We start from the raw sequence: 22,667 nt of genomic DNA on the forward strand, positions 1-22,667 counted from the left end.
TTTTAGGACAGTTTCCATGCGCGCGAGTCGCTTTTTATTTGCAACGTTAAGAGAAACCCCAAACGATGCTGAAGTTATTTCACATCAGCTTATGCTTCGTGCCGGGATGATTCGTAAATTGGCTTCAGGTTTATACACTTGGCTGCCGATGGGCGTTCGCGTATTAAATAAAGTTGAAGCGATTATCCGCGAAGAGATGGATCGTGCTGGTTCACTTCAAGTCCTGATGCCTGTCACTCAACCTGCATCTTTATGGGAAGAATCAGGTCGTTTCGTACAATATGGTCCAGAACTTTTACGTTTTAAAGACCGTCATAACAATGACTTTGTACTTGGCCCTACACATGAAGAAGTGATTACAGATCTTGCTCGCAATGAGTTGAAAAGCTATAAGCAATTGCCTGCAAACTTCTACCAAGTACAAACCAAATTCCGTGACGAAATCCGCCCTCGTTTCGGTGTGATGCGTTCACGTGAATTCATCATGAAAGATGCCTATTCTTTCCATGTTGACCAAGCCTCTTTACAAGAAACCTATGACAACATGTATGCAGCTTACTGCAAGATTTTCACGCGTTTAGGTTTAAATTTCCGTCCAGTTCAAGCGGATACAGGTTCAATTGGTGGTTCGGGTTCTCATGAATTCCACGTACTTGCTTCTAGCGGTGAAGATGACATCGCATTCTCTACAGAGTCAGATTATGCTGCTAACGTAGAAATGGCTGAAGCCGTACTAGTTGGTGAACGTGCTGCTCCGACTAAAGCACTTGAAATTATTGATACACCAAATCAAAAAACCATAGCTGATGTTTCTGAATTCCTTAAATCAAAACCTGCTCAATCTGTAAAAGCATTGTTGGTTCAAGGTGTTGCTGAAGAAGGTAAAGCTGCGCCAGTGGTTGCCTTATTCCTACGTGGCGACCATGAACTGAATGAAATTAAAGCTGAAAAACACCCATTAATTGCTGCTCCATTGGCCTTTGCAACTGAAGCACAATTGGCTGACTTAGGTTTAACGGCTGGTTTCTGTGGCCCTCAAGGCTTAACCGAAAAAGGCATTACAGTTATTGTTGACCGTGCAGCGTCTGTACTTTCAGACTTTGTTGCTGGTGCAAACCAAGTCGATAAACATGCTGTAGGTGTAAACTGGGAACGTGATGCACAATACACCGAAGTTTATGACCTTCGTAATGTTGTTGAAGGTGACCCTTCTCCAGACGGTCAAGGTACAATCTTGATTAAACGTGGTATCGAAGTTGGTCATATCTTCCAGTTGGGTCAAAAATACTCTGAAGCACTTGGCTGTAAAGTCTTAGGTGAAGACGGCAAACCTCTCGTTGTGACTATGGGTTGCTATGGTATTGGTGTAACCCGTGTTGTTGCTTCTGCAATTGAACAAAACTTCGATGACAAAGGGATTATTTGGCCGTCTGCAATTGCTCCTTTCGAAGTTGCTATTGTGCCAATGAATGCGCATAAATCACCGCGCACGTTAGAAGCAGCTGAAGCACTGTATGCAGAATTAACTGCTGCTGGTTATGATGTTCTTCTAGATGATCGTAATGAACGTCCAGGTGTTAAATTCTCTGATATCGAGTTAACAGGTATTCCACACCGTATTGTCATTGGCGAGAAAGGTTTGGATGCTGGTACATTTGAGTACAAAGGTCGCCGTGATGAAGAATCAAGCAACCTCAGTAAAGAAGACCTTTTAGCGAAAATTGCAAAATAATTTGCGCTAAATATAAAAAAATCCCGCTAAGTGCGGGATTTTTTTATATTAAATACTTTAAGCCTTAACAGAATTTCAGCCCGCCGAAGCAGTTAGAACGAAACTCCTGTCCAGAAAGTTTTAAATTGTTTAATGGGAAATCAATTAATGACGGGTTTTTAATCTCTTTAACATCCAAAGCCGAACCTGCAACACAACCAAAAAGTAAATCTCCACAGTTACGAACATTGGTACTTAGGTCATGGTTAATTCCGGCGATCGTTTGTTTCAATACTTCATCCGTAATCGCCACTTTGTCTGAAGGTGTAATACTCCCCAAATCGACCTCATCTTCCATCGCCAACCACCAACCTCTTTCTGCTGCAACTGCAGCTCCAGGCCATAGTATTTTTTGAGCTTGTAAGGATAACGAAGCAGGGTTATTTAGATAAAGTGCATGGATCAAACCTAAACTTTGATTTACCGTAATATCGGTTTGTAGTCCAGTAAGATAGCCTGTTACGTCTTTATTCAAATTAATATTTAACCCAAGTAGAGAGATCTGAGCTTCTAATGGACCACTAAAATCTAGACGATCAACTGTACCTGTGCCTTTTAATACCGCAATATTATCCTTAATTCTATTCCCGCTCACGACAGTGGCTGGAATTGTAAAAGGTGCTGTGGTTGATTTTAAATTAAAAGAATAATTATCTGATTTGTAGTGAAGCGGTAGATCAACTTCAGCACCAAATAATGTCCCCTTAACTGCCCCTTCAATGTATTGCTGCGTAGAAGCATAGTCCATCACACGCTCGGCAGTTGTTGCAACACCCGCAGACGCTTTGGTTTTCATATACCCACTAAAGGTGTTGATACCATTGGGTGTATTACTATTTTCTGTACCTAATGTCATTAACCCAGAAATTTTTTCAGCGCTCAGACGAAAGCCCATCACTTCACGAGTTGCAGCTGATTTGGGATCTTTAATTGCAATTTCGATAAAAGGATTGGTCAACAAAGCAGAAGTTGCCGCACGTTCATCAGACGTATAATTGCTATTTACAGGCAATCCACTCAATGAAATATGATCGATATCAATATCACAAGCACCTGAGCCATTTGCACCACCACAACCCAATTGCAGCTTTTTAATATTGGCATTGAGCTCCATTTCAGCTTCTAAACCAAGCTTATAAAAGCCGACATTGGATTGGTCTACGGCTTGTCCACTCTCATCCACAGAATTATACCCCTGCGTATATTCCATGGAGAGTAATGCTTGACCATCAACTTTTGATAAGCTTTCATCATCTAAAGCCATCATTGCATGAGATAAGCTACTCATCGCAAATGTCGAGAAGATCAAACCTCTGATTAACTTCTTTTTCATAACAAATTCCCTGTTCGTTATTTTATTTATTTGTTATTGATTTAATATTATTAGCGTGGAGTAATCCCCATGGTGCTTCGCATTGTTCCACCGGTTAGGGCTATATCCGCCATCTTTTGCATATTGCCATTTGTTAACATCGATACTTCTGCACGAAACGCTTTAGACATATTATTGGTTGGATTAAATTTCACCTGATTATCAAACTCTACCGAATCTTGCTTCATTTTAATCCGAGCATCAAATCCGAGTTCACCCTGCATTTTATTAATATTGATACTTGAAGCTGAAACGACACCGCTAGCATTTACATCTTCATTCATCAAACTTAAATAGCTTCCCATAACTTTTTGATCTTTCTTTTCAGCATCTGTTAAGGCTTTAAATTCAAAGCTTCCACGGAAAGACAAATAATTATTTTCTGCACTGTCATTTAGACCCGGTACTATAAATAGCTCCCCCTTACCATCGAGCTTAAACGCAATATTCGTCAACACATCATCACGTTTAGAGAAATTATCTAAAGGTACTGTAGTCCCACATTTGACAGAAGCTGTAGTCGCACAGTTATAGGTTGAACCCGGAAGTTGACCAATCGCTAACTCGGCATTGGCTGCAATCAATAAATTATCTGCACGTACATAGATACCGTCATTTTCATAGCCAATCACACCATCAGATTGAATCAGCGCATTGATGTTTCGCAAGCCTGCATAATAATTGACTTCTTGGCCATTTAAGCCTTTTTTACCATCGATCAAGATAATAGAGGTCGTACTTGGTGTTCCTGTTTTTTTATCAACACCATAACCATCCGTGCTCATCACGAGGTTATAGCCAATACCTGATTTTTCAGTCGTATTTTTATAACTATATTTTTTCTCTGATAATGCAACATTGGCATTCATATTGTAAATTGGAATACCAATCCCCCAACTATTGTCATTACTTGCAATTGCAGCAATTGAGTTATCAGAAATAAATCGTGCTGTACGTGCGATGGACTGAAAATCCATACCACGAATCGCTACTAAGGCAAAATTTCCACCTGCCGTTTGATTTGACAGGTTTTGGGTCAAAACATTATTGGTTAAACCTAATGTCGCTTTTAATTTATCATTCACTAGAAAATCAAGGCTTTTCGCTTGAATGGTATTGATATAAATATCGCCAAAATCAATATAGGCATTTTTATCAGCAACTAAAGACGTTAAATTAGAAAATTCAATGGCATAACTACCAATACCCGTATGGCCAATTTCTAAGGTTGTCGGTGCTTGACCTGCAACAAGGCTAGGATCATCCTTTGAAGTGAAATCCGCGCGCACACCTAAATGTAAACCACCTAAACCAACGGACTCATATCCAGAAGCCTTCGTTGCTAGACCAAAATCTTTAATTCCGTCTTGATTGGCATTTAAGGCAACTCGTGCATTGGTGACAGCACCCGATGCTCCCATACGAATTAAATTCCGCTGCGCACCACCATCAGTACCATAGCGTAGATCAATATTCACTCCAGGGTTTGTTGCATCACTACGTGAACTATGAACATCTGATGTATCTTTTACTCGTCCAAGGTTAATCGTATGGTCTTTGCTTCCCGTTGATTTTGTGGTGAGGACAATACCTTCATCTGCTGCGACATACATATAACCTGAACCCGCAAAGTTAAAGTTAAAATCCTTTAAGGTTACGCTATGTCCATTCATCCCATGACTAATACTGGCATTTTGCAATTGAAATTCCATATACGCCGTATCATTGCGGTTAAATAGACCATTGCTGGTTTCAAGTAATACTTTTAAAGGTGAAGATGTTGCAATCGTAAGTGAACCTAAATTTTGCGTAGGCGTTTGGCACGTTGCACCTTGACACAGCAGCATAATATTTTGTGCAACAGCCGTAAATGGACTGACACTTGCAGCTATACGCATGCCTACACCAGCATCCGTCGTCCCCACATCAAAATCTAATTTTGATGTAATGGTGCTTTGCCCAACACCATCTATTTGTACATTGTGCAAACCCATTTTCATCTTATTTTGGTCAGTTGGGTCAACCCAATTTAACTGATCAACTTTGACTCTAGAAACTTCATAGGTAATCGAAATACCATCTTGGCCAGTAACTGCACCCAAGCTTTCATCGGTCATCGCTTCAAAAGCATATGCATGTTGAGCAAGTAAAATACTGGTTGCGAGTGCCGTTAAAGTTGTTATTTTTTTCATCACTATATCCTTATATTCAGTCACAGCTGATTAACAGCGACCTGCACCATTTCCAGTGCAGTTAAAACTGAAGATGTTTAACTTTCCACTCATGTGCATGTTGCCGTGCACATTAACACCCATAAATCCTTGTTCTGAACCACGATCAAAATCAGGCACAGCTAAAGTTGAAGTTGTTCCATCAGCTTTCTTTTCGGTATAGGTCGTATAAGTACTGGTATTCTCATAACCTTCCTTACCTGTCGTACCTGTTTCCACCGCCAACGTAGCAAAGCCTAAATTCCTAATTTTTAATGGCTTATCATCATAAAATGTCAACTGCATAGCCGTTTGTGGATTACCTTCACGATTGATAATCGTCACACCATCTAGTGAAAATTGATCGATCTGTAACGTTCCTTGAAACTGTTTAAACACCAACCATTTCTTATTACCATTTGCATCCACATGATTATTGGGCGCAAGTGCTAAGCGACAAAACTCATTGGATGAACATTGATATCCATAAAATGCTTGCGTTGTTTTACCATTCGCATCCATGATTGATATGTTGTTTTTTGACATATCATTGGCATATTGATGATTTAAGGAAAGTGTCCAACTGAGATCTGCACCGCCTTGACCGGTTGCAGCGGTAAGTTCCCTATTATCCATAGACACTAAACCTGCATGAGTTTGTGTCAGTGCAGCACAAACAACAGCGCATAAAATTTTATACATGTGATTTCTCCTACAGCCCTGTTGTTCTTATTTTTAAGTGCTGAATCAATACGCCATCTATGGCAACAGATCCTAAATTCGTGCTTTGTCCATTGACACCTTTAAACACCACACCTGTCGCAGTATCCGTACTTTTTGCATTCAACAGATTACCAGGCAAGCGCTCTACTGTACCGATCGCAATGCTACTGTGTGTTGCATTACGTCCTTGATATAGTGCTGTCGCATCTGAAGAGTTTGCTTTTAACTCCGTGCCACAACTATAGACGTTACAGGTTGATCCTTTAAAGTCTGAGGCATTTAAACCCGATGTACCTGTGGTATTACCAGCGATATCCGTATAGTAAGTATAAATTTTACTGTAAATAGAAGGTACATTTGGAATACGTGTCACTTCCAAAATAATATTTCGACCTTCTGAACCCACAATAAAGGGCTGATACATATTTCCTAAAACTAAATTGATATTTGGGCTATATAAATATAGACCTTCAGTTTCATGAAAGATTGGAGCTGCAGATCGATCCATCGCTGGTGTCGCTGCTGTTCCATCATCCAATTCAGGGCGTGCAGCTGTACTGATACGCATGCCGCGAGCATCCAAATCTCCATCATTGATACTCAGTGACTCAGCACGATCATTGGTATTAATACGAATTAAACTGGCTAAACCTAAGGTTTGGTTGTAATTTGTATTTGTAGATTTTAGGGTTTGAAAAATTCGAACTTGTGAACCATTAAAACTCAGGCCATTCGCAACAATTTGAGTACGTAAACGATAGTCTTTATCTAAGCCGCTAGTCGGCGCACCGGTAATCGGATCGACGACATTACTTGAATTTAAAGACCGTGAAAATACATCCATCCACAAACCAAGCTTGATGTTGTTAGATGCATCATCTGCCGCAATTTTCTTTAATGGTGCCTCAATCGCTAAGTAACCAACATTCCCCTTATTATCTTTCGCAAATTGTTCAACATCTTGATTACCCGCATGGAAAAGCCATGGGTTTTCTGCTGTACCCCAATTAAATCCTTGGTCTGTATAGCGCGTTGCTAATGAACTTTTGCCATTTTTATCTTTGCTATTGGACAGGGCTAAGCCATATATAAATACATCTGCTTTCGATCTGAGGCTCGATACGGTCGCAGTCGAGGCAATTTGTTTTGCTGTAATTTCAGCATTTTTTTTCACCGTTGCTAATGCTGAATCACTCGCCTTTTGAGCTTCAAGCTTGGCATAGTCCGTTGCCAACTGATTGAGGGTTTCTGCAGCTTTGGCATTTAACTGAGCATCTTTTGTTGGATCAATAAGATTTGAACGTGTAATTTTTCCTGAGACATAATTTTTATAAAACGTAGACCCAGTAGGTAAATTACCCGTACTATTGTTACCGTATAGTAACTCAATCATTTCATAGGTATTTTTTAAAGCAGCAGCTTGAGACTTTTCTTTTAACCACGGTGTAATTGATTCTTTCGTTGTACCATCATCTTCTAATTTCAAACCAGACGATGAACCATCATAATAATCTGCATAACGCTGATCGTAATATGCCTTCATCGTTGGTGATTCAAGATAAGACTGTACTAATCGGCCACGATATTCTGTTGAATATGTTGCGATGGTTTCATTGGTTACTCGTGTAGCATTATTGGTCTCATAGGTGCTTTTAGAACTTAAGAAAGTGGAGTCATAAACACCGTTATAGCCCGTAACTCGGCCTTGCTGATAGGCATCAACATATGCAGCTTTATAGATTTTATCGTAAGCACGCTGGCCTAATTGTTCATAGTTTTCACCTGTAGGAATAATCCGAATAAAACCTGTATCGCTTTTCCCTGGATCAACCATACCAGACGCATAACTAGAAGCCGTAGAACGGTCATTTGGCCCTTGAAAGACCATTTTGAAATTTTCTAAAGTGAGTGCAACACCTTCACCTGTTGTGGCTGAAAGTGCTTCATCTGATAAATCTTGAAGCGCATAAACAGATGGTGCAGCAAACATGCTGACTGCGGCTGCTAAGCAACTCTGGCGGAATAACTTAGCCTGGGTGAATTGAGTCATCTCGACCTTCCTTTTATCAGATGCTCTGCATCTCTCTTATATTTATTCCTGAGAACTGGCTTTGATGTTATTGTCCATTTATTCCTTAAATGGAGACTTGTGATAGACCAGTCACTTAACTTTTTATTATGCTGAATAATTACTCAATTGCAAAAACTTCCCCACCGAATGGTCTATTTTCCGATGAATGACCCAACAAAAAAGCGGGCTAATTCGCCCGCTTTTTTTAAACTAAATCCGAAGGATTAAGCTTTCGGTAAAGTCACACCGGTTTGACCTTGGTATTTACCACCACGGTCTTTATAAGAGGTTTCACACACTTCGTCTGATTCAAAGAACAACATTTGTGCGACACCTTCACCCGCGTAAATACGTGCAGGCAAGTTGGTTGTATTCGAAAATTCTAAAGTCACGTGACCTTCCCACTCTGGTTCAAGAGGCGTCACATTGACAATAATACCGCAGCGAGCATAGGTTGATTTACCCAAACAAACGGTTAACACATTACGTGGAATACGGAAATATTCGACTGTACGTGCTAGTGCAAACGAGTTTGGCGGAATGATACAAACGTCTGATTCGATATCAATAAAGCTTTTATCGTCAAAGTTTTTAGGGTCAACAATTGCTGAATGAACATTGGTAAAGACTTTAAATTCACGAGCACAGCGCACGTCATAACCATAGCTCGACACGCCATACGAAATAAGCTTTTCGCCATTTTCATCATAACGGACTTGGTTTTCTGCATACGGTTCAATCATGCCGTGTTTTTCGCTCATTTCGCGAATCCAACGATCAGACTTAATAGCCATTTATCTCTATCCAAAAACTTAAATCAATTATTGCGTGGTACTTTAACTGAAATCCAACTTAATGAAAATAAGCTTTGCCGAACTAAGCGGATTTAGTCATTTTCAAATCAATTTAAAGTTTTAAAATCGCAGAATAACTCAGTGGTATCGAAAAACTAACCAAGACTAGCGATGCTGTTCGTTGTAAATTGGCTTGATTGAGCCAACTAATTTTATTCGATGCCAAAACTGAACCAAGGAAGGTCCAAAAAAATGCAATAGGAACGATCAACAACAAAAAGATCAGCATGTGAGCTACATAATACTGCGCATTTTGCCAAGCCAATGCAGGAAAAATCGCAGATGCGAATAATAATGCTTTGGGGTTTAATAACGTCGCAACAAAGAGTTCGCGTGCACGAATGCCCTTTTGATTAAAATTTTCAGCAACAGTTGCTGTACGCCATAATCGCATAGCCAAAAATAGAATATAGCCAGCACTAAACAGTTTTAAAATGGTCGGCAGTAAAGGCAGATGTACGGAAATTTTACCAATGAGAAAACCCCATAGGCTAATCGAAATAAGATAACCAAAGGCTTCCGCTGGAATGAGTCGGAATGATTTACGTAGCCCAACTTGAATACCCGAAGATGCGAGTAGCGTATTGGTTGGTCCCGGCGTTAACAAAATACTGATAACTAGACCAATAAAAAACCATGAAATCATACTTTGACCTCAAACTTAATCCGCGAAGATTAATTCAGTTGTTTCGTATTAGCAAAATAAAAAATAGAAATGCTTATAAAAAACTCCTTATTTAATTATAAATTCAGTAACTTAAATAGAAAAAACAGAACCTTAGCTGAACAGTCATTCAGAGCACCTTACAATTCAAAGAAATAGTTTGAACTTATATTTATAAAAGAAATTTCACATGATTCCATGTATACCCTACAGTTTTTACACGTAACAAAATATTATTAAAATAAACGATATAGCTCCATGCCATTCTTACGCATAACCATTATTTATTGGAGACTAAAAAATCAAAAAAAAATACTTTTCAAAAATAATTGATTAAGTTATGTTCAATTGAGTAGTGGAAATTAAAATTAAAACTCATCAAATCAATATTCAAAATTTATGTGTAAAAGGACGTTTCTATGAACCAATGGACAAAACTCACGTTACTCTCGGTTACTTTGGCGTGTATTACTGCTTGCTCAAATGATCAATCTACTTCAAAAAATACCACGGAAGGAAAAAGCGCAGAAACTGCTACATCTGACAAACTTCAAACCAAGTTCGTAACCATTGCAACTGGTGGGGCATCAGGACCTTACAATGTGATTGGGACAAGTCTTGCAGAAATTTATAACAAAACCTTTGGTGTAAATTCTAAGACTCAAACTACAGGTGCATCCGTCGAAAACTTAAACCTTCTGAAACAGAATAAAGTTGAAATGGCATTTGTTATGAGTGACAGCTTAACAGAAGCACTGAACGGAACAGGAAGTTTCGCAAATGGTAAAGTTGAGAATGTCAGCCAAGTCGCAGCGCTTTATCCCAACTACGTACAAATCGTAACCTCTAAAAAATCAGGGATCAAAAATATCGAAGATTTGAAAGGTAAACGTATCGCTGTAGGTGCACAAAATTCAGGTGTAGAAGTAAATGCACGTACACTGTTGAATGGTTTTGGAATCACCTATAAAGATATTAAAGTTGATTATTTGGGCTATGCTGAAGCCGCTGATGCTTTAAAAGGTGGCAAGCTTGATGCAGCATTCCTGACTAGTGGCATTCCAAATTCATCACTCATGGAACTTCAACAAAGCTTTGATCTACAGTTGGTTTCAATCAATGCAGATAAAGTCAAAGAAATAGCTAAAGATCAAAGTTATTTCTTACCGATGATTATTCCAAAAGGCACATATGGCAATACTGCGGACATTCAAACTGCCGCAATTAAAAATGCATTAGTTGTTCGCACAGATATATCGGATGATGATGTCTACAAACTAACAAAAACTTTCTTTGACAGTTTGCCTCAATTGGCAACTTCACACCAAGCAGCAACAGAAATCACGCTTGAAGGTGCTCAACAAGGCCTTGTAGCGCCTCTACATCCAGGCGCGAAACGCTACTATGATGAAGTGGCTAAAAAATAATAAGCTTCAAAAAAATGCAGTTTATACTGCATTTTTTATATTGTTCTTCTTAATCTATGCTAGCTATCCAACACTGTATACGCAGGTTAGAGTTGAAACTGATATATGCAAAATTTCAACTGATCAATTTGATTTACAGTGGAAGCATTCAGTAGAAAAGACGGCTTGGTCTGAACAATATCAGCGTCAAAAGAATACGTTTTTACTGCGCCACACCGATTTGATTTCATTTGGTGCAGGTACACCCTCAAATTATCCCATTGAGTTTCAAAAAAATGGTGTGATTAGAATGCGGGTCAATCAAAATATAGATGAAATCAACTGGGTGATTTCTAGAAATATGCAAGGCACGATCCTCGCTGACCAAAAAATTTGGTCTATTTTTCAAAGTTACCCAGACTATAGTTTGGTCAACATCTCGGTTCAATATCAACCCAAATGGAAGTCTTGGTGGATTGGAGAATGCCTATGAATTCCAAAGAAGATAAAGTTGTATTAGAACAACTCGATGAGAAACAACAACAAGCCATATTAGAAAAATTTGATCGGGAATCTGTTACTCGAATCAATATGAGCAAATCTGTTACCTACTTTGTTGCATTTGTAGCGATCTTTTATTCATTATTTCATTTATTTATTACGTTTAATCCTTTACCTGAGTTAATACAGCGTGCAGCCCATGTCGCTATTGGCCTAGCACTCATTTTTTTACTCTATCCAGCTCGTCAAACAAGCTCCCGACAGCATATTTCACTTCTCGATTGGTTCTTGGCTTTGCTTTCCATCTTCAGTTTTTTATATTTATGGAAAGAATATCAATCTATTATGACCACTCGAGGTGGTATTCCAAATACCTTAGATATCGCGTTTGCAATTATGAGTGTGGTATTAGTCATAGAAGCAACTCGCCGGGTCATGGGGTGGATGTTGCCCATTTTAAGTTTAATTTTCCTGACCTATACATTTATCAGTCACTTTGATTGGATGCCAGATCGATTACTTACTCGCCCTTATACAATCAGCGACATTTTCGGACATATGTATTTAAAAACCGAAGGCTTATATTCTTCGGCAATTGGTGCATCCGTCACCTTTATTTTCTTATTTATCCTTTTTGGTGCTTTTCTTGCAAAATCAGGTATGGGGAAATTATTCAATGATCTTGCCATGGCGCTGGCTGGACATAAACAAGGTGGGCCTGCCAAAGTTGCTGTAATTTCAAGTGGATTTATGGGCAGTATTAATGGCACTGCTGTTGCCAATGTTGTTGGTACAGGCTCATTTACTATTCCATTGATGAAAAAGATTGGTTATCACAAGAATTTTGCTGGTGCCGTTGAAGCCAGTGCATCCGTTGGTGGACAAATTTTGCCACCAGTCATGGGTGCGAGTGCCTTCATTATGGCCGAAACAACTGGCGTGAGTTATGGCACAATTGCACTAGCCGCCTTATTACCTGCTTTATTGTATTACCTTGGCGTCATGGCTCAAGTTCATTTCCGTGCGGGTAAAGATGATCTGAAAGGCGTACCTAAAGCTGATTTACCAAAAGTAAAAGAAGTTCTAAAAGAGCGTGGACATTTACTTATTCCAATTTTGGCACTGGTCTTTTTCTTATTTCAAAATATTCCTGTGAGCTATGCTGCTGTCTACACCATCGTCCTGACCATCTTTGTAGCAGCTATAAGAAAATCAACACGAATGGGTGTAAAAGATATTTTAGATGCGCTCGTTGATGGAGCCAAACAATCATTATCTGTGATGGCTGCTTGTGCTGTCGTTGGTATTATTATCGGCGTAGTAAGTCTGACAAGTTTTGGTTCAGTAATGACTTCTTCAATTATGAGTTTAGGTGCAGGTAGTCTCTTTCTCACTTTATTTTTGACCATGATTGCATCGATGATTTTAGGCATGGGGCTTCCATCTATTCCGGCCTATATCATTACTGCCACCATGGCAGCACCAGCACTCGCAAACTTTGATATTCCTGTATTAGTCGCGCATATGTTTGTGTTCTATTTTGGTTTATTTGCAAACATCACCCCACCAGTTGCCCTTGCCGCCTTTGCGGGCGCAGGAATTGCAGGCGGTGATCCAATGCGCACTGGGTTTCAGGCCTTAAAACTATCTCTTGCTGGTTTTATTGTTCCATTTTTATTCGTTTATAACCCTGCCATGCTGATGATTGATACCACCAATGTTGCAGTCAATGCTCGAGAATTTGCCTTTCCTGCATGGACAACTATAGTGAGTATTACTGTCACTTCAGTGATAGGAATTCTCGCTTTAGGCTCCGCAGTTGAAGGTTATTTCAAGACTTATCTCAACTGGTTCTGGCGTATTTTTTTAGGTGTGGGTGCGCTGTGTATGATTATTCCAGAAACCATTACAGATATTGTAGGCATTATCATGGTCATCATCGCAATTACGGTGAATATTATCACTGCTAAACGTAAAGCAAACCCGTCTCTTTCCTCCTAAAAAACCAATTAAAAAGCCCGGTAATTACCGGGCTTTTTAATTTCTTAGACTAAGGCGTACCCTCATTTGATGGGTGGGTTTTAATGACTTCAAATAATATTTAAAATTATTTGTTCCTCTATATTTTTTCAATGCTAAGCCCCTTGTAACAGAGGACATTTGGCAAAAAATCTAAGACACAATGCGTTTGTACAGTTACTGCCGTTCAGAGAATTGATCCTAGCCAAAATAATAGAAATATCGTGAAAGCTATTTTGTAAAAACTAAGTACAAACGCGACATCCTTTGATATGCCTCAAGAATTTTATCCTTAGCAGACGGCTTATAATCGCAGGAAAAATAAGAAATTGTGCAAATCGTTTTTTAGATGTGTAATTCATAGACATCGTTGAATGTCTAAAGTTCAGTACTCATAATTTTCAAACACTCCCAATACCACGTTATAAAAAATCTGGCACGAGGCCAGATTTTAATACGATCAACTTAAATTTCAGTTCACCCTTAGAAAATACGGTTTTTATCTTTTTCAGCCTGAGGTAATGCATCTGCAACTTTTTGTGCAATCGCCATGTAGCTTTCAGCAGCATCATCACCTGCTATCACAGATGGTTTCCCTGCATCGGCATTTTCACGAATTTGTACATTCAGCGGTAAACGACCTAAGAGCGGAATGTCGTATTGGGCTGAAAGTTGGTCGCCACCACCTGTACCAAAGATTTGCTCTTCATGCCCACAGTTCGAACAGATGTGAGTCGACATATTTTCAACCACGCCCATCACGGGAATATGTACACGATTAAACAACTCAATGCCTTTGGTCGCATCCATTAATGCAACATTTTGTGGTGTCGTCACAATCACAGCACCTGTCACCGGTATACGCTGTGCAAGCGTCAACTGGATATCACCTGTGCCTGGTGGCATATCAATGACCAATACATCCAGATCAGGCCATAAAGTTTGGTTAAAGAGCTGCATTAACGCCCCCGTCGCTTTCGGCCCACGCCAAGCCACAGGGGTATTGTTATCACCTGTTAAATGGCCAATCGATAAGACTGCCAAACCATAAGCTTCAATTGGTACAAATTGTTCAGCTTCAATCATAGGCGTACGGCCTGCATTGCCGAGCATCGTTGGAATACTTGGACCATAGATGTCTGCATCTAATACCCCAACCTTTAAACCCAGCTGTTGTAATGCGAGCGCCAAGTTCACAGTGGTGGTCGATTTACCCACACCGCCTTTACCAGATGACACCAAAATGACATTTTTAATGCGTTGATGTTTCGGTACATCACGCTGTTGTGGAGCCGCTTTTTGAATCGGCGGATTATTCGGATCAACTTCAGCAGGTGCTTCAGGTGTTTTCGCAGACGCATCCACAACTGGAGGTAACTGACTTTTTGCTGCTGAACTTTCAGCTTTTTCATGGCTAGAACAGCTTTCGCCTTCTGCATGATGGTGACCACAACCACCTTCAGATTTATGCCCTGTTTTTTGTTGAATCACATGCATATTCAGCTCATTAATACCGCATTTTTCCAACGCATCAGCCAAATCATCATGAATTTTTTGTAAGTCATTAGCTTCTGAAGGAAAGGTGTTAATCGTAATCTGTAAGATCTGACCTTGCACATTGACCTGTGAAATACGGTCTTTTAAGGCATTATTTGAATTGGGAAGTACATAGTTTTGTAAAACCTGTTGGATTTCCTCTTCTTTCACCTCTTGGGAGGGTGAAAACACAGATTTTAGAGAAGAAAGCCACGACATTATGTTGTCTCCAAACAGGAAAATCAAAAGATAATAGCGATAGTTTACCTGTTCATTTGCCACAGAGTAAGAGGGAGATGAATGACTTATCCCTATAAGCTTATAAAGTTGAGTAATTTAGTCAGCTTTCAAACAATTTTTCTAGCGTGCGCCACTTAAAATGCCCGTGTAGTTGATCTATGCGGCTAAACCAAAGCCATTAAATTTGAATTGATTACATATCAACCATACTTTTACAGCGTAATTTCAGTTTATATTTCAGTCGTTTCAACAGAATAATCATAGCGATGGATGTGCAATCTAAAGGCACATTTTGTGCTTTTTAGTTTTTAAAATGGGGATGACGATGTATCCGAAGACTATCTATAAGAAGAATATTTATAAAACGACTTTATGTGCCTTGATGCTCCTGACTTCAGCAGCCTATGCAGAAATTGCGACTGAAGCCATTCAAACACCTGACCGACAAACTGTAGCGATTGGTGATAGCATCGATCTCATGCGCTCGCGTATGCAAGCTTCTCCGATGAAAATGGTGTCTTATCCGCTGCAAGAGAAAAATCTGCCTGCGAAACTAGCGGTAGATTACACCTATGAAATTGCCAATATGCGCTATGTGATTACCATAGTCGATGATCAAGTCAAAAATATTAAGACTGAAAATTTAGATGGATTAAAACAATGAATCCTAAAAAAGCCGCTCTTTATAGAACGGCTTTTTTCATCAAACCTAATTAAGCTTGGTCATCTTTTTTAAACTTATGCAGTGTGTCAGTGGCTTTCTTTTTTAACTCGTCAAATTTCTCTGTCGCCTGCACTTTTAGTTCATCAAATTTTTCGACAGCCTCATGTTTAAGTTCGGCTGCTTTGACTTTGGCTTCATCAAATTTATGACTCGCTTCTGCTTTTAACTGCTCTAGACGGTCTTTGGTTTCTGCATGCTGTTCTGCATGTTCATGTTTGGCCTCATTTAAGGCTTTTTCACCCTCAAGCTTGAGCTCTTCAACTTTATGCTTTGCACCATCGAGTGCTTTTTCGCCTTCTAGTTGCGCCTCTTTGGCCTTGAGTTGTATGTCATCACCGAGTTCTGATGCTTTATTTTTTAAATCATTTAATGTGCTTTCTGTTGTCATCTCGCTCACCCTATTCTCAGTTATTGTCTAACAATAGTTATAACGCGATTTGAAGCAGATACCTGAAATAGACGCATTTAGAAACAAATCAACCACAGGAAAACGCCATGTGATTGCCTATTTTCACAATGGCTTGATACAAATATGTATGGTCGATTTTACTCTATGCTTTTAATTTTAAAGGATGATGTAATGCAAAGAGATCAATGCCACTCCTATGCATTGATCTCTTGAAATTAAACTTATTTGCTGACCGTACTCATAAAGCTCACTGCGGAAAACAGCCAAATAAACAGGATGAAACTCCGTCCCTGATTAAAATGCGCGACATCGGTACCATGCAAAATATTATGACGGGTCATCGCTACGGTAGAGCTGTTATCCATTTGATAGGCCGCCAATTCGGCAAAATACGGATTTAACTCATTGGCAATTTTAGATTTGTGCCAAAGGCTTTTAATTTCACTGCCTTTAAGCCCCGGTACAATTTTATAGACATCGACAAATTTAGTGCCATTTTGACTTAAGAAACCCGTTTGAATCAGCACGTCTGTCAAGATGCCTTCAAGCTGTGCATATAACACTGGGATACAGCCTGCATGAATGTCTAATTTATACAGTTTAAACGCATCTAAAAGTACCTGACGGCGCGCTGCTTTATGTTCACCAATATTCAAAGCATCAAAGGCTTTCAACATTTCAGTTTGGAAAAACTCGCTATTGATGACATTCAGAAAATCAAAGTCTGCATCATTTTCATGTTGATGAAGCAGTTGCCAAAAATACAATAAATTTAAAGCATCATTCGCTACTTTCATTTCTACCGGCTGATCTAATTCATCGGCCAAAATATCGAAATAAGGCTCATCTTGTGCCAAATGACGCAGAGTTTGAATCAGTAAGGCATGTTCATCTGCTGAAATCTGTTCTAAATATTGCTGCGCATCTTTAATAATGTGATGCCCCAATTTATGACGCTGTTCATTTTGAGGAATACGAGTGATTGGCTGATCGTCTTCATAGTCATCTTCATACATGGGCTTGTTACTCTTAGGCATCACAGTTATGCCCTATTATCACTGTAATTGTGTCAGCAATATAGAATTTTTTACTTTTGCAAAGATTTCACCTATTCCCTTGTGCAAGTACTGGCTATCTCATGTAAAATTACAGCCCATTGCATAAATACGAATGAGAGAGTCATATCCGTGCGTAATATTTTAGTTACTAACGCCCTTCCATACGCGAATGGCCCAATTCATATGGGTCATTTACTCGGTTATATCCAAGCAGATATTTGGGTACGTGCGATGCGTGCAATGGGTCATAACGTGACTTATGTATGTGCGGACGATGCTCACGGCACAGCGATCATGCTCCGTGCGGAAGCAAACGGTATTACACCTGAACAGCAAATTGCCAATGTTCAAAAAGAACATGAGCGTGACTTTGCTGGCTTTAAAGTTGACTTTGACCATTACGACTCAACCAACAGCCCTGAAAACCAAGCACGCGCTTCTGAGATTTATATTAAGAACCGTGAAGCAGGCAACATTGCTGTACGCCCTGTTACGCAATTGTTTGACCCTGAAAAAGCGATGTTCTTGTCTGACCGTTTCATTAAAGGCACATGCCCAAAATGTAAAGCAGAAGACCAATACGGCGACTCTTGTGAAGTGTGCGGTACAACCTATAACGCAACTGAATTGTTGAATCCGAAATCGACTTTAAGTGGTGCGACTCCTGTAGAGAAATCTTCAGATCACTACTTTTTTAAACTGCCGAACTTTGGTGAATACCTACAAAAATGGACACGTGATGAAGGTCGTCTACCTGTGTCGATTGCCAACAAATTGGATGAATGGTTTGAAGCAGGTTTATCTGACTGGGACATCTCACGTGATGCACCTTACTTCGGTTTTGAAATTCCAGATGCGCCAAACAAATACTTCTACGTTTGGGTAGATGCACCGATCGGCTATATGTCGAGCTTTGAAAACTACATCAAGACCAAACGTCCTGACCTAAGCTTTGACGATTACTGGAAAAAGGATTCTCAAAATGAAGTCTATCACTTCATTGGTAAAGACATCGTTTACTTCCACGCGTTGTTCTGGCCTGCAATGCTTGAAGGTGCAAACTACCGTACCCCAACAAGCTTATTCGTTAATGGTTTCTTGACTGTAAACGGTCAGAAGATGTCTAAATCTCGTGGTACATTCATTAAAGCAGAAACGTATCTTGAGCATTTGAACCCTGAATACTTACGTTACTACTTCGCGTCTAAACTTTCTGACAAAGTTGAAGATTCTGACTTGAACCTTGATGATTTCGTTCAAAAAGTGAATTCAGACCTTGTTGGTAAAGTGGTAAACATCGCTAGCCGTTGTGCGAAATTCATCAACACCAAGTTTGATAACAAACTTTCTGCAACGTGTGCAGAGCCTGAATTGGTACAAAGCTTTATTGATGCAGGTGCATCAATCGCTGCTCAATATGAAGCACGTGAATTCTCTGCGGCAATCCGTGAAATCATGGCGCTTGCTGACAAAGCCAACCAATATATCGACGAGAAAAAGCCTTGGGCTTTAGCGAAAATTGAAGGCGAAGAACAACAAGTACATGACGTGTGTTCAGTAGGTATTAACCTATTCCGTCAATTGGCTGTTTACCTTGCACCAGTACTTCCTACCTTGGCAGCAGAAGTTCAAAGCTTCTTAAAATTAGAATCTTTCGACTTTGCGTCTGGTAAAACGATTTTGGTGGATCATGAAATTGCTCAATTCCAACCATTAATGCAGCGTGTAGATCCAAAAGCTGTTGCTGCTATGGTTGATGCGTCTAAAGACTCTTTAGCTGCACCTGCGGAAGCACCAAAAGCTGAGAAGAAAAAAGAGAAGAAAGCTGAAAAGAAACCTGAGCTTAAAGTTGGCGAAGCTGAAATTATCGGTATCGAAGACTTTATGAAAGTTGACTTACGTGTAGCGGAAGTTTTAGAAGCTGCTCACGTTGAAGGTTCAGACAAACTGCTTCAATTGACCTTAAATGTCGGCGAAGCTGAGCCACGTAACGTGTTTAGCGGTATTCGTGAGTTCTACCAACCTGAAGACTTAAAAGGCAAATTAGTGGTGATGGTGGCTAACCTTGCACCACGTAAGATGCGTTTTGGTATTTCTAACGGTATGGTTTTAGCTGCGGGTAATGGCGAAGGTGTTTGGGTAATTTCACCTGAATCTGGTGCTAAAGCTGGTGATAAAGTGTCTTAACTTTTAAGATTAAGATTGGAAAAAGCCTCTACGTTGTAGGGGCTTTTTTTATGCCTAAAAGTTCCCTCTCCTTTTAGGAGATGAGAAGCACTGCTTCGCAAGGTAACAAAAAATCTTTTGTTTACTTGATGGTGCGTCCATGTATCACAAGTGAACGGCGACATCCATGTCGCCTACCATCTAAAACAATGCTCTGTGACTAGTTCTGTTTTTTATGAAATCGAGCAAATCAGCTGTAAATTTTAGAACTTCAGCATTTGCCTTGTCGTATTGCAAAGAATCACTTTTAGCTACTCATATACTTTAAATAAATGATTCATTTCGACAAATTGACGTAGCTTTTGATCAAGTTGATCTGGAAACTCCCCAAAAAATTTATCCAACTGATCCAATTGAATACTTTCAGCTTCGGTGCTGTTTTTTAAAATATTAAATCTTAATCCTTGCTCAACTGGAACCTCTAAAGCACCAAATAATAGTATTTTCGCACTTTCTAATAATTCTAAACTTTCAAAAGCCTGTAACGCTTTTAGAGCTTGTATCGTTTCAGCATAATAATCGCCTGAGCTATTATGAAAATATTGATCAAATCCACCATTAAAAACTTCTGCAATTAATATTTTCACAACAAAATAGACTTGATTCTCAAAACTTAGTTTTTTCAAATCCGCTAAATCAGATACCTGCTGTGATAAATTCAACCAATATACATATTCTTCAGATGCTCTATATTTTTTCTCCTCATCGTAGTATTTCTTAGCTGCTTCTATTTGGTTTCTATAGCCTTTAGCACAAGGAACACATAAACCCTGATTCTTTATTGCCGTATCAGATAAAATAAGTGCTTTACAAGTCAAACAAGCAATTCTTGTTTCCATTTACACCTCCATATATTTTATGCTTGCAGATACACATTACCCTAAGCAACTTCCAATAATAAGATTATTCCTACTTAAAAAATAAAAATTTAACCAAAAATAATCACATTTATATTCGAGAAACGATCAATTTTTTTATTAAAAGGAAAAACAACCTAATGTATGCTAAAAACATCCACTATCTTACAAGCTATAAGAATTCCATGAAAAATATAAAACCCCTATTCTTTGCACGTATTCTCATCAACACATAAACATAACAACTAAAAAGCCCCTAACTAGAGGGGCTTTTTATTATTTCTGCGGACTTAATCCATTCTGCGCAAAGTTTGGCGAACGAGGCCCATACAACAAGCCCTTCTGCTCACTTAAACGAGGTGAATAAAGTAAATGACTAACTGTCCCAGACAACACATAAGCTTTATCGCTTAAATGATTCGAGATTTGGTCAACTAAAGCACCCACTAGCATACCGACTAAACCAGCATTATTGTTGCTGTTAGACAGCACTTGCTTTTCAGTTCCTTCCCAAAGTAACTCACCTGTTTTTAGATCAACTAACTTCGCTTCAACAGCAACCGTTGCAACAGTTTGAATAACTTGATACTTAGAACCGTATTCCTTCACTTTGACATAAAGCGCAGCATCAGCACCAAAGATTTCTTGAAGCTTTTTAGGGCTAATCGTTTGTGCATCTGCGCCGTTATAAACACCATTTTCTTTAAACATGGTGTCAACAACACTGATTGGAAAAACGTAATAGCCAGCTTCAGCTACTGGCACCGTCACAGTCGACCAGTAACTATTGGTTGCACGAGTATCAGGTGATTCATTCACAGGTGGCATCACCAAAATAGATTTTGGCATATTTGCAGTATAGGTACTTAAATCACGTGTATTTTTAGGTGCAGTTGCACAACCCGTTAATAAGCCAACAACGGCAGTAACTGTAAATAAAGTTTTTAAATGCTTCATTTTTTTGCTCCTGCTGAAGTTTGACCCGTCATTTTTTTCAATAAACGATCCATTAATACAGTCGACTCAGGATAGACCTGACGCTCAAGCTCAAAATATTGAATCGCACGCGGTGCATCATTCATATTTAGGTATTGCAGTCCCAAATGTGCATACAGTCCAGGCGGAACAGCTAAGTTTTTCGCCTTAGCTTTTTCAACGTCTTTTTCAAGTTTTAATACTTGATCTTGTGGCATCGCTTTCTCAGGCAAACTTAAAGATAAATAAGTTTGCTGTGGAAATTCACCCCAGCTGTACAATGACTTTGGCGCAGTTGCGCACCCAACCAAACTTAGCGAAATAAGACCGCTCATCAATAAAAAAATATGTCTCACAGCAACATCCTATTACTTGTTAGACCACTTGCCAGTCTGTAAATCAAGCACAAGATTATTCACTGCTTCACGTACAGCTAAATCTAAAACTTTACCATTTAATGTTGAATCGTAAGATGCAGTAGAGCCAAAGCCAAGTACTTCTCGTTCGCTGAGTGCGTACTCACCAGCACCTTGTACAGAGTGTACAATCTCAGCCGTTTTTACATCTACAATGTTTAGATTAACTTTTGCATAAGCAATTTGAGTTTTACCACGACCTAGTACACCAAAAAGCTGGTGATCACCCACTTCTTTACGACCAAACTCAGACACATCACCAGTTAATACAAAACGCGCACCTTTAATCGACTGCGCAGATTTACTGAATCCAGATTCCTGCTGTAATTCAGATAAATTATCGCGGTTAAGTACAGAGAAATATCCAGACTGCTGAAGATGCGTTTCTAAAATTGTTTTTGCTTGACCACCTAAACGATCAACATTATCCGAAAAAATACCACGCATATAGCTTGAGCGATTGTCAAATTTACCAATCGAAACAGGTGTTTTTACACCAGTATATTGAACCGCTGCGGTTGCTGCTGTGACTTGCGGCGCTTGTATAGTTCTAGAAGTCTCTGTTGTTGAACAAGCTGTTAAAGACATACACCCCAATGCAGCTATTAATAAAATTTTATTAGACATATCATCCC

19 protein-coding genes are annotated in these 22,667 nt (G+C 39.3%); 6 read left to right on the plus strand and 13 right to left on the minus strand.

Annotated features, from left to right (window positions below; translation table 11 throughout):
- Positions 1-16 precede the first annotated feature (16 nt).
- On the plus strand, positions 17-1,732 hold the full coding sequence (locus tag FTU79_RS03860) for a proline--tRNA ligase (RefSeq protein ID WP_180048961.1): 1,716 nt from the start codon (positions 17-19) through the stop codon (positions 1,730-1,732).
- Between the two features lie 64 nt (positions 1,733-1,796).
- On the opposite strand, the gene FTU79_RS03865 is transcribed toward FTU79_RS03860, so the two are convergent.
- The 6 genes from FTU79_RS03865 to FTU79_RS03890 all read right to left on the minus strand — a co-directional run bounded on the left by FTU79_RS03865 (position 1,797) and on the right by FTU79_RS03890 (position 9,647).
- Positions 1,797-3,104, minus strand: a complete 1,308-nt coding sequence (locus tag FTU79_RS03865) for a hypothetical protein (protein ID WP_180007524.1) — start codon at positions 3,102-3,104, stop codon at positions 1,797-1,799.
- A 50-nt stretch (positions 3,105-3,154) separates the two neighbouring features.
- On the minus strand, positions 3,155-5,335 hold the full coding sequence (locus tag FTU79_RS03870) for a DUF6160 family protein (protein WP_180048962.1): 2,181 nt from the start codon (positions 5,333-5,335) through the stop codon (positions 3,155-3,157).
- Between the two features lie 30 nt (positions 5,336-5,365).
- The gene (locus FTU79_RS03875) at positions 5,366-6,055 is read right to left on the minus strand and encodes a hypothetical protein (protein WP_168379306.1); all 690 of its coding nucleotides are present in this window, start codon (positions 6,053-6,055) and stop codon (positions 5,366-5,368) included.
- 10 nt (positions 6,056-6,065) lie between these two features.
- Complete coding sequence (locus FTU79_RS03880; protein ID WP_180048963.1) at positions 6,066-8,126, minus strand: hypothetical protein; 2,061 nt, start codon at positions 8,124-8,126, stop codon at positions 6,066-6,068.
- A 245-nt stretch (positions 8,127-8,371) separates the two neighbouring features.
- Positions 8,372-8,941: a dCTP deaminase gene (gene dcd, locus FTU79_RS03885; RefSeq protein WP_005008040.1), complete on the minus strand. Its 570-nt coding sequence runs from the start codon at positions 8,939-8,941 to the stop codon at positions 8,372-8,374.
- A 112-nt stretch (positions 8,942-9,053) separates the two neighbouring features.
- Positions 9,054-9,647: a LysE family translocator gene (locus FTU79_RS03890; protein WP_078192265.1), complete on the minus strand. Its 594-nt coding sequence runs from the start codon at positions 9,645-9,647 to the stop codon at positions 9,054-9,056.
- A gap of 437 nt (positions 9,648-10,084) precedes the next feature.
- Here FTU79_RS03890 and FTU79_RS03895 point away from each other — a divergent pair, with 437 nt between their 5' ends.
- Genes FTU79_RS03895 through FTU79_RS03905 form a run of 3 tightly spaced genes read left to right on the plus strand, consistent with a single transcriptional unit; the run spans position 10,085 to position 13,573 of the window.
- Complete coding sequence (locus FTU79_RS03895) at positions 10,085-11,092, plus strand: TAXI family TRAP transporter solute-binding subunit (RefSeq protein ID WP_168379308.1); 1,008 nt, start codon at positions 10,085-10,087, stop codon at positions 11,090-11,092.
- Positions 11,070-11,564, plus strand: a complete 495-nt coding sequence (locus FTU79_RS03900; RefSeq protein ID WP_257222191.1) for a DUF1850 domain-containing protein — start codon at positions 11,070-11,072, stop codon at positions 11,562-11,564. The genes FTU79_RS03895 and FTU79_RS03900 overlap by 23 nt, the downstream gene beginning before the upstream one ends.
- A complete protein-coding gene (locus FTU79_RS03905; RefSeq protein ID WP_180048964.1) occupies positions 11,561-13,573 on the plus strand; it encodes a TRAP transporter permease in 2,013 nt (670 codons plus the stop codon). The genes FTU79_RS03900 and FTU79_RS03905 overlap by 4 nt, the downstream gene beginning before the upstream one ends.
- Before the next feature lie 501 nt (positions 13,574-14,074).
- On the opposite strand, the gene apbC is transcribed toward FTU79_RS03905, so the two are convergent.
- Positions 14,075-15,346, minus strand: a complete 1,272-nt coding sequence (gene apbC / locus FTU79_RS03910; RefSeq protein WP_180025843.1) for an iron-sulfur cluster carrier protein ApbC — start codon at positions 15,344-15,346, stop codon at positions 14,075-14,077.
- A gap of 346 nt (positions 15,347-15,692) precedes the next feature.
- On the opposite strand from apbC, the gene FTU79_RS03915 reads away from it, so the two are divergent.
- Entirely contained in the window at positions 15,693-16,031 is a 339-nt protein-coding gene (locus FTU79_RS03915; protein ID WP_180025844.1) for a hypothetical protein, read from the plus strand.
- A 49-nt stretch (positions 16,032-16,080) separates the two neighbouring features.
- On the opposite strand, the gene FTU79_RS03920 is transcribed toward FTU79_RS03915, so the two are convergent.
- Together FTU79_RS03920 and FTU79_RS03925 are read right to left on the minus strand one after the other, a co-directional pair.
- Positions 16,081-16,479, minus strand: coding sequence for a hypothetical protein (locus tag FTU79_RS03920; RefSeq protein ID WP_180025845.1), 399 nt, complete (start codon positions 16,477-16,479; stop codon positions 16,081-16,083).
- Between the two features lie 242 nt (positions 16,480-16,721).
- Complete coding sequence (locus FTU79_RS03925) at positions 16,722-17,516, minus strand: hypothetical protein (protein ID WP_180007599.1); 795 nt, start codon at positions 17,514-17,516, stop codon at positions 16,722-16,724.
- Positions 17,517-17,687: 171 nt separating this feature from the next.
- Here FTU79_RS03925 and metG point away from each other — a divergent pair, with 171 nt between their 5' ends.
- Complete coding sequence (gene metG, locus FTU79_RS03930; RefSeq protein WP_180007517.1) at positions 17,688-19,745, plus strand: methionine--tRNA ligase; 2,058 nt, start codon at positions 17,688-17,690, stop codon at positions 19,743-19,745.
- Between the two features lie 290 nt (positions 19,746-20,035).
- Here metG and FTU79_RS03935 read toward each other — a convergent pair whose 3' ends face one another.
- From FTU79_RS03935 to FTU79_RS03950, 4 genes are all read right to left on the minus strand, one after another.
- The gene (locus FTU79_RS03935) at positions 20,036-20,623 is read right to left on the minus strand and encodes a DUF4375 domain-containing protein (RefSeq protein ID WP_180007516.1); all 588 of its coding nucleotides are present in this window, start codon (positions 20,621-20,623) and stop codon (positions 20,036-20,038) included.
- A gap of 294 nt (positions 20,624-20,917) precedes the next feature.
- Positions 20,918-21,598: a GNA1162 family protein gene (locus FTU79_RS03940; protein ID WP_180007515.1), complete on the minus strand. Its 681-nt coding sequence runs from the start codon at positions 21,596-21,598 to the stop codon at positions 20,918-20,920.
- On the minus strand, positions 21,595-21,951 hold the full coding sequence (locus FTU79_RS03945; RefSeq protein WP_180007598.1) for a DUF4810 domain-containing protein: 357 nt from the start codon (positions 21,949-21,951) through the stop codon (positions 21,595-21,597). The genes FTU79_RS03940 and FTU79_RS03945 overlap by 4 nt, the downstream gene beginning before the upstream one ends.
- A gap of 33 nt (positions 21,952-21,984) precedes the next feature.
- Complete coding sequence (locus tag FTU79_RS03950) at positions 21,985-22,659, minus strand: CsgG/HfaB family protein (protein ID WP_180007514.1); 675 nt, start codon at positions 22,657-22,659, stop codon at positions 21,985-21,987.
- Positions 22,660-22,667: the final 8 nt, after the last annotated feature.

Source organism: Acinetobacter sp. YH12144 (assembly GCF_013418345.1).
GTDB lineage: Bacteria > Pseudomonadota > Gammaproteobacteria > Pseudomonadales > Moraxellaceae > Acinetobacter > Acinetobacter amyesii.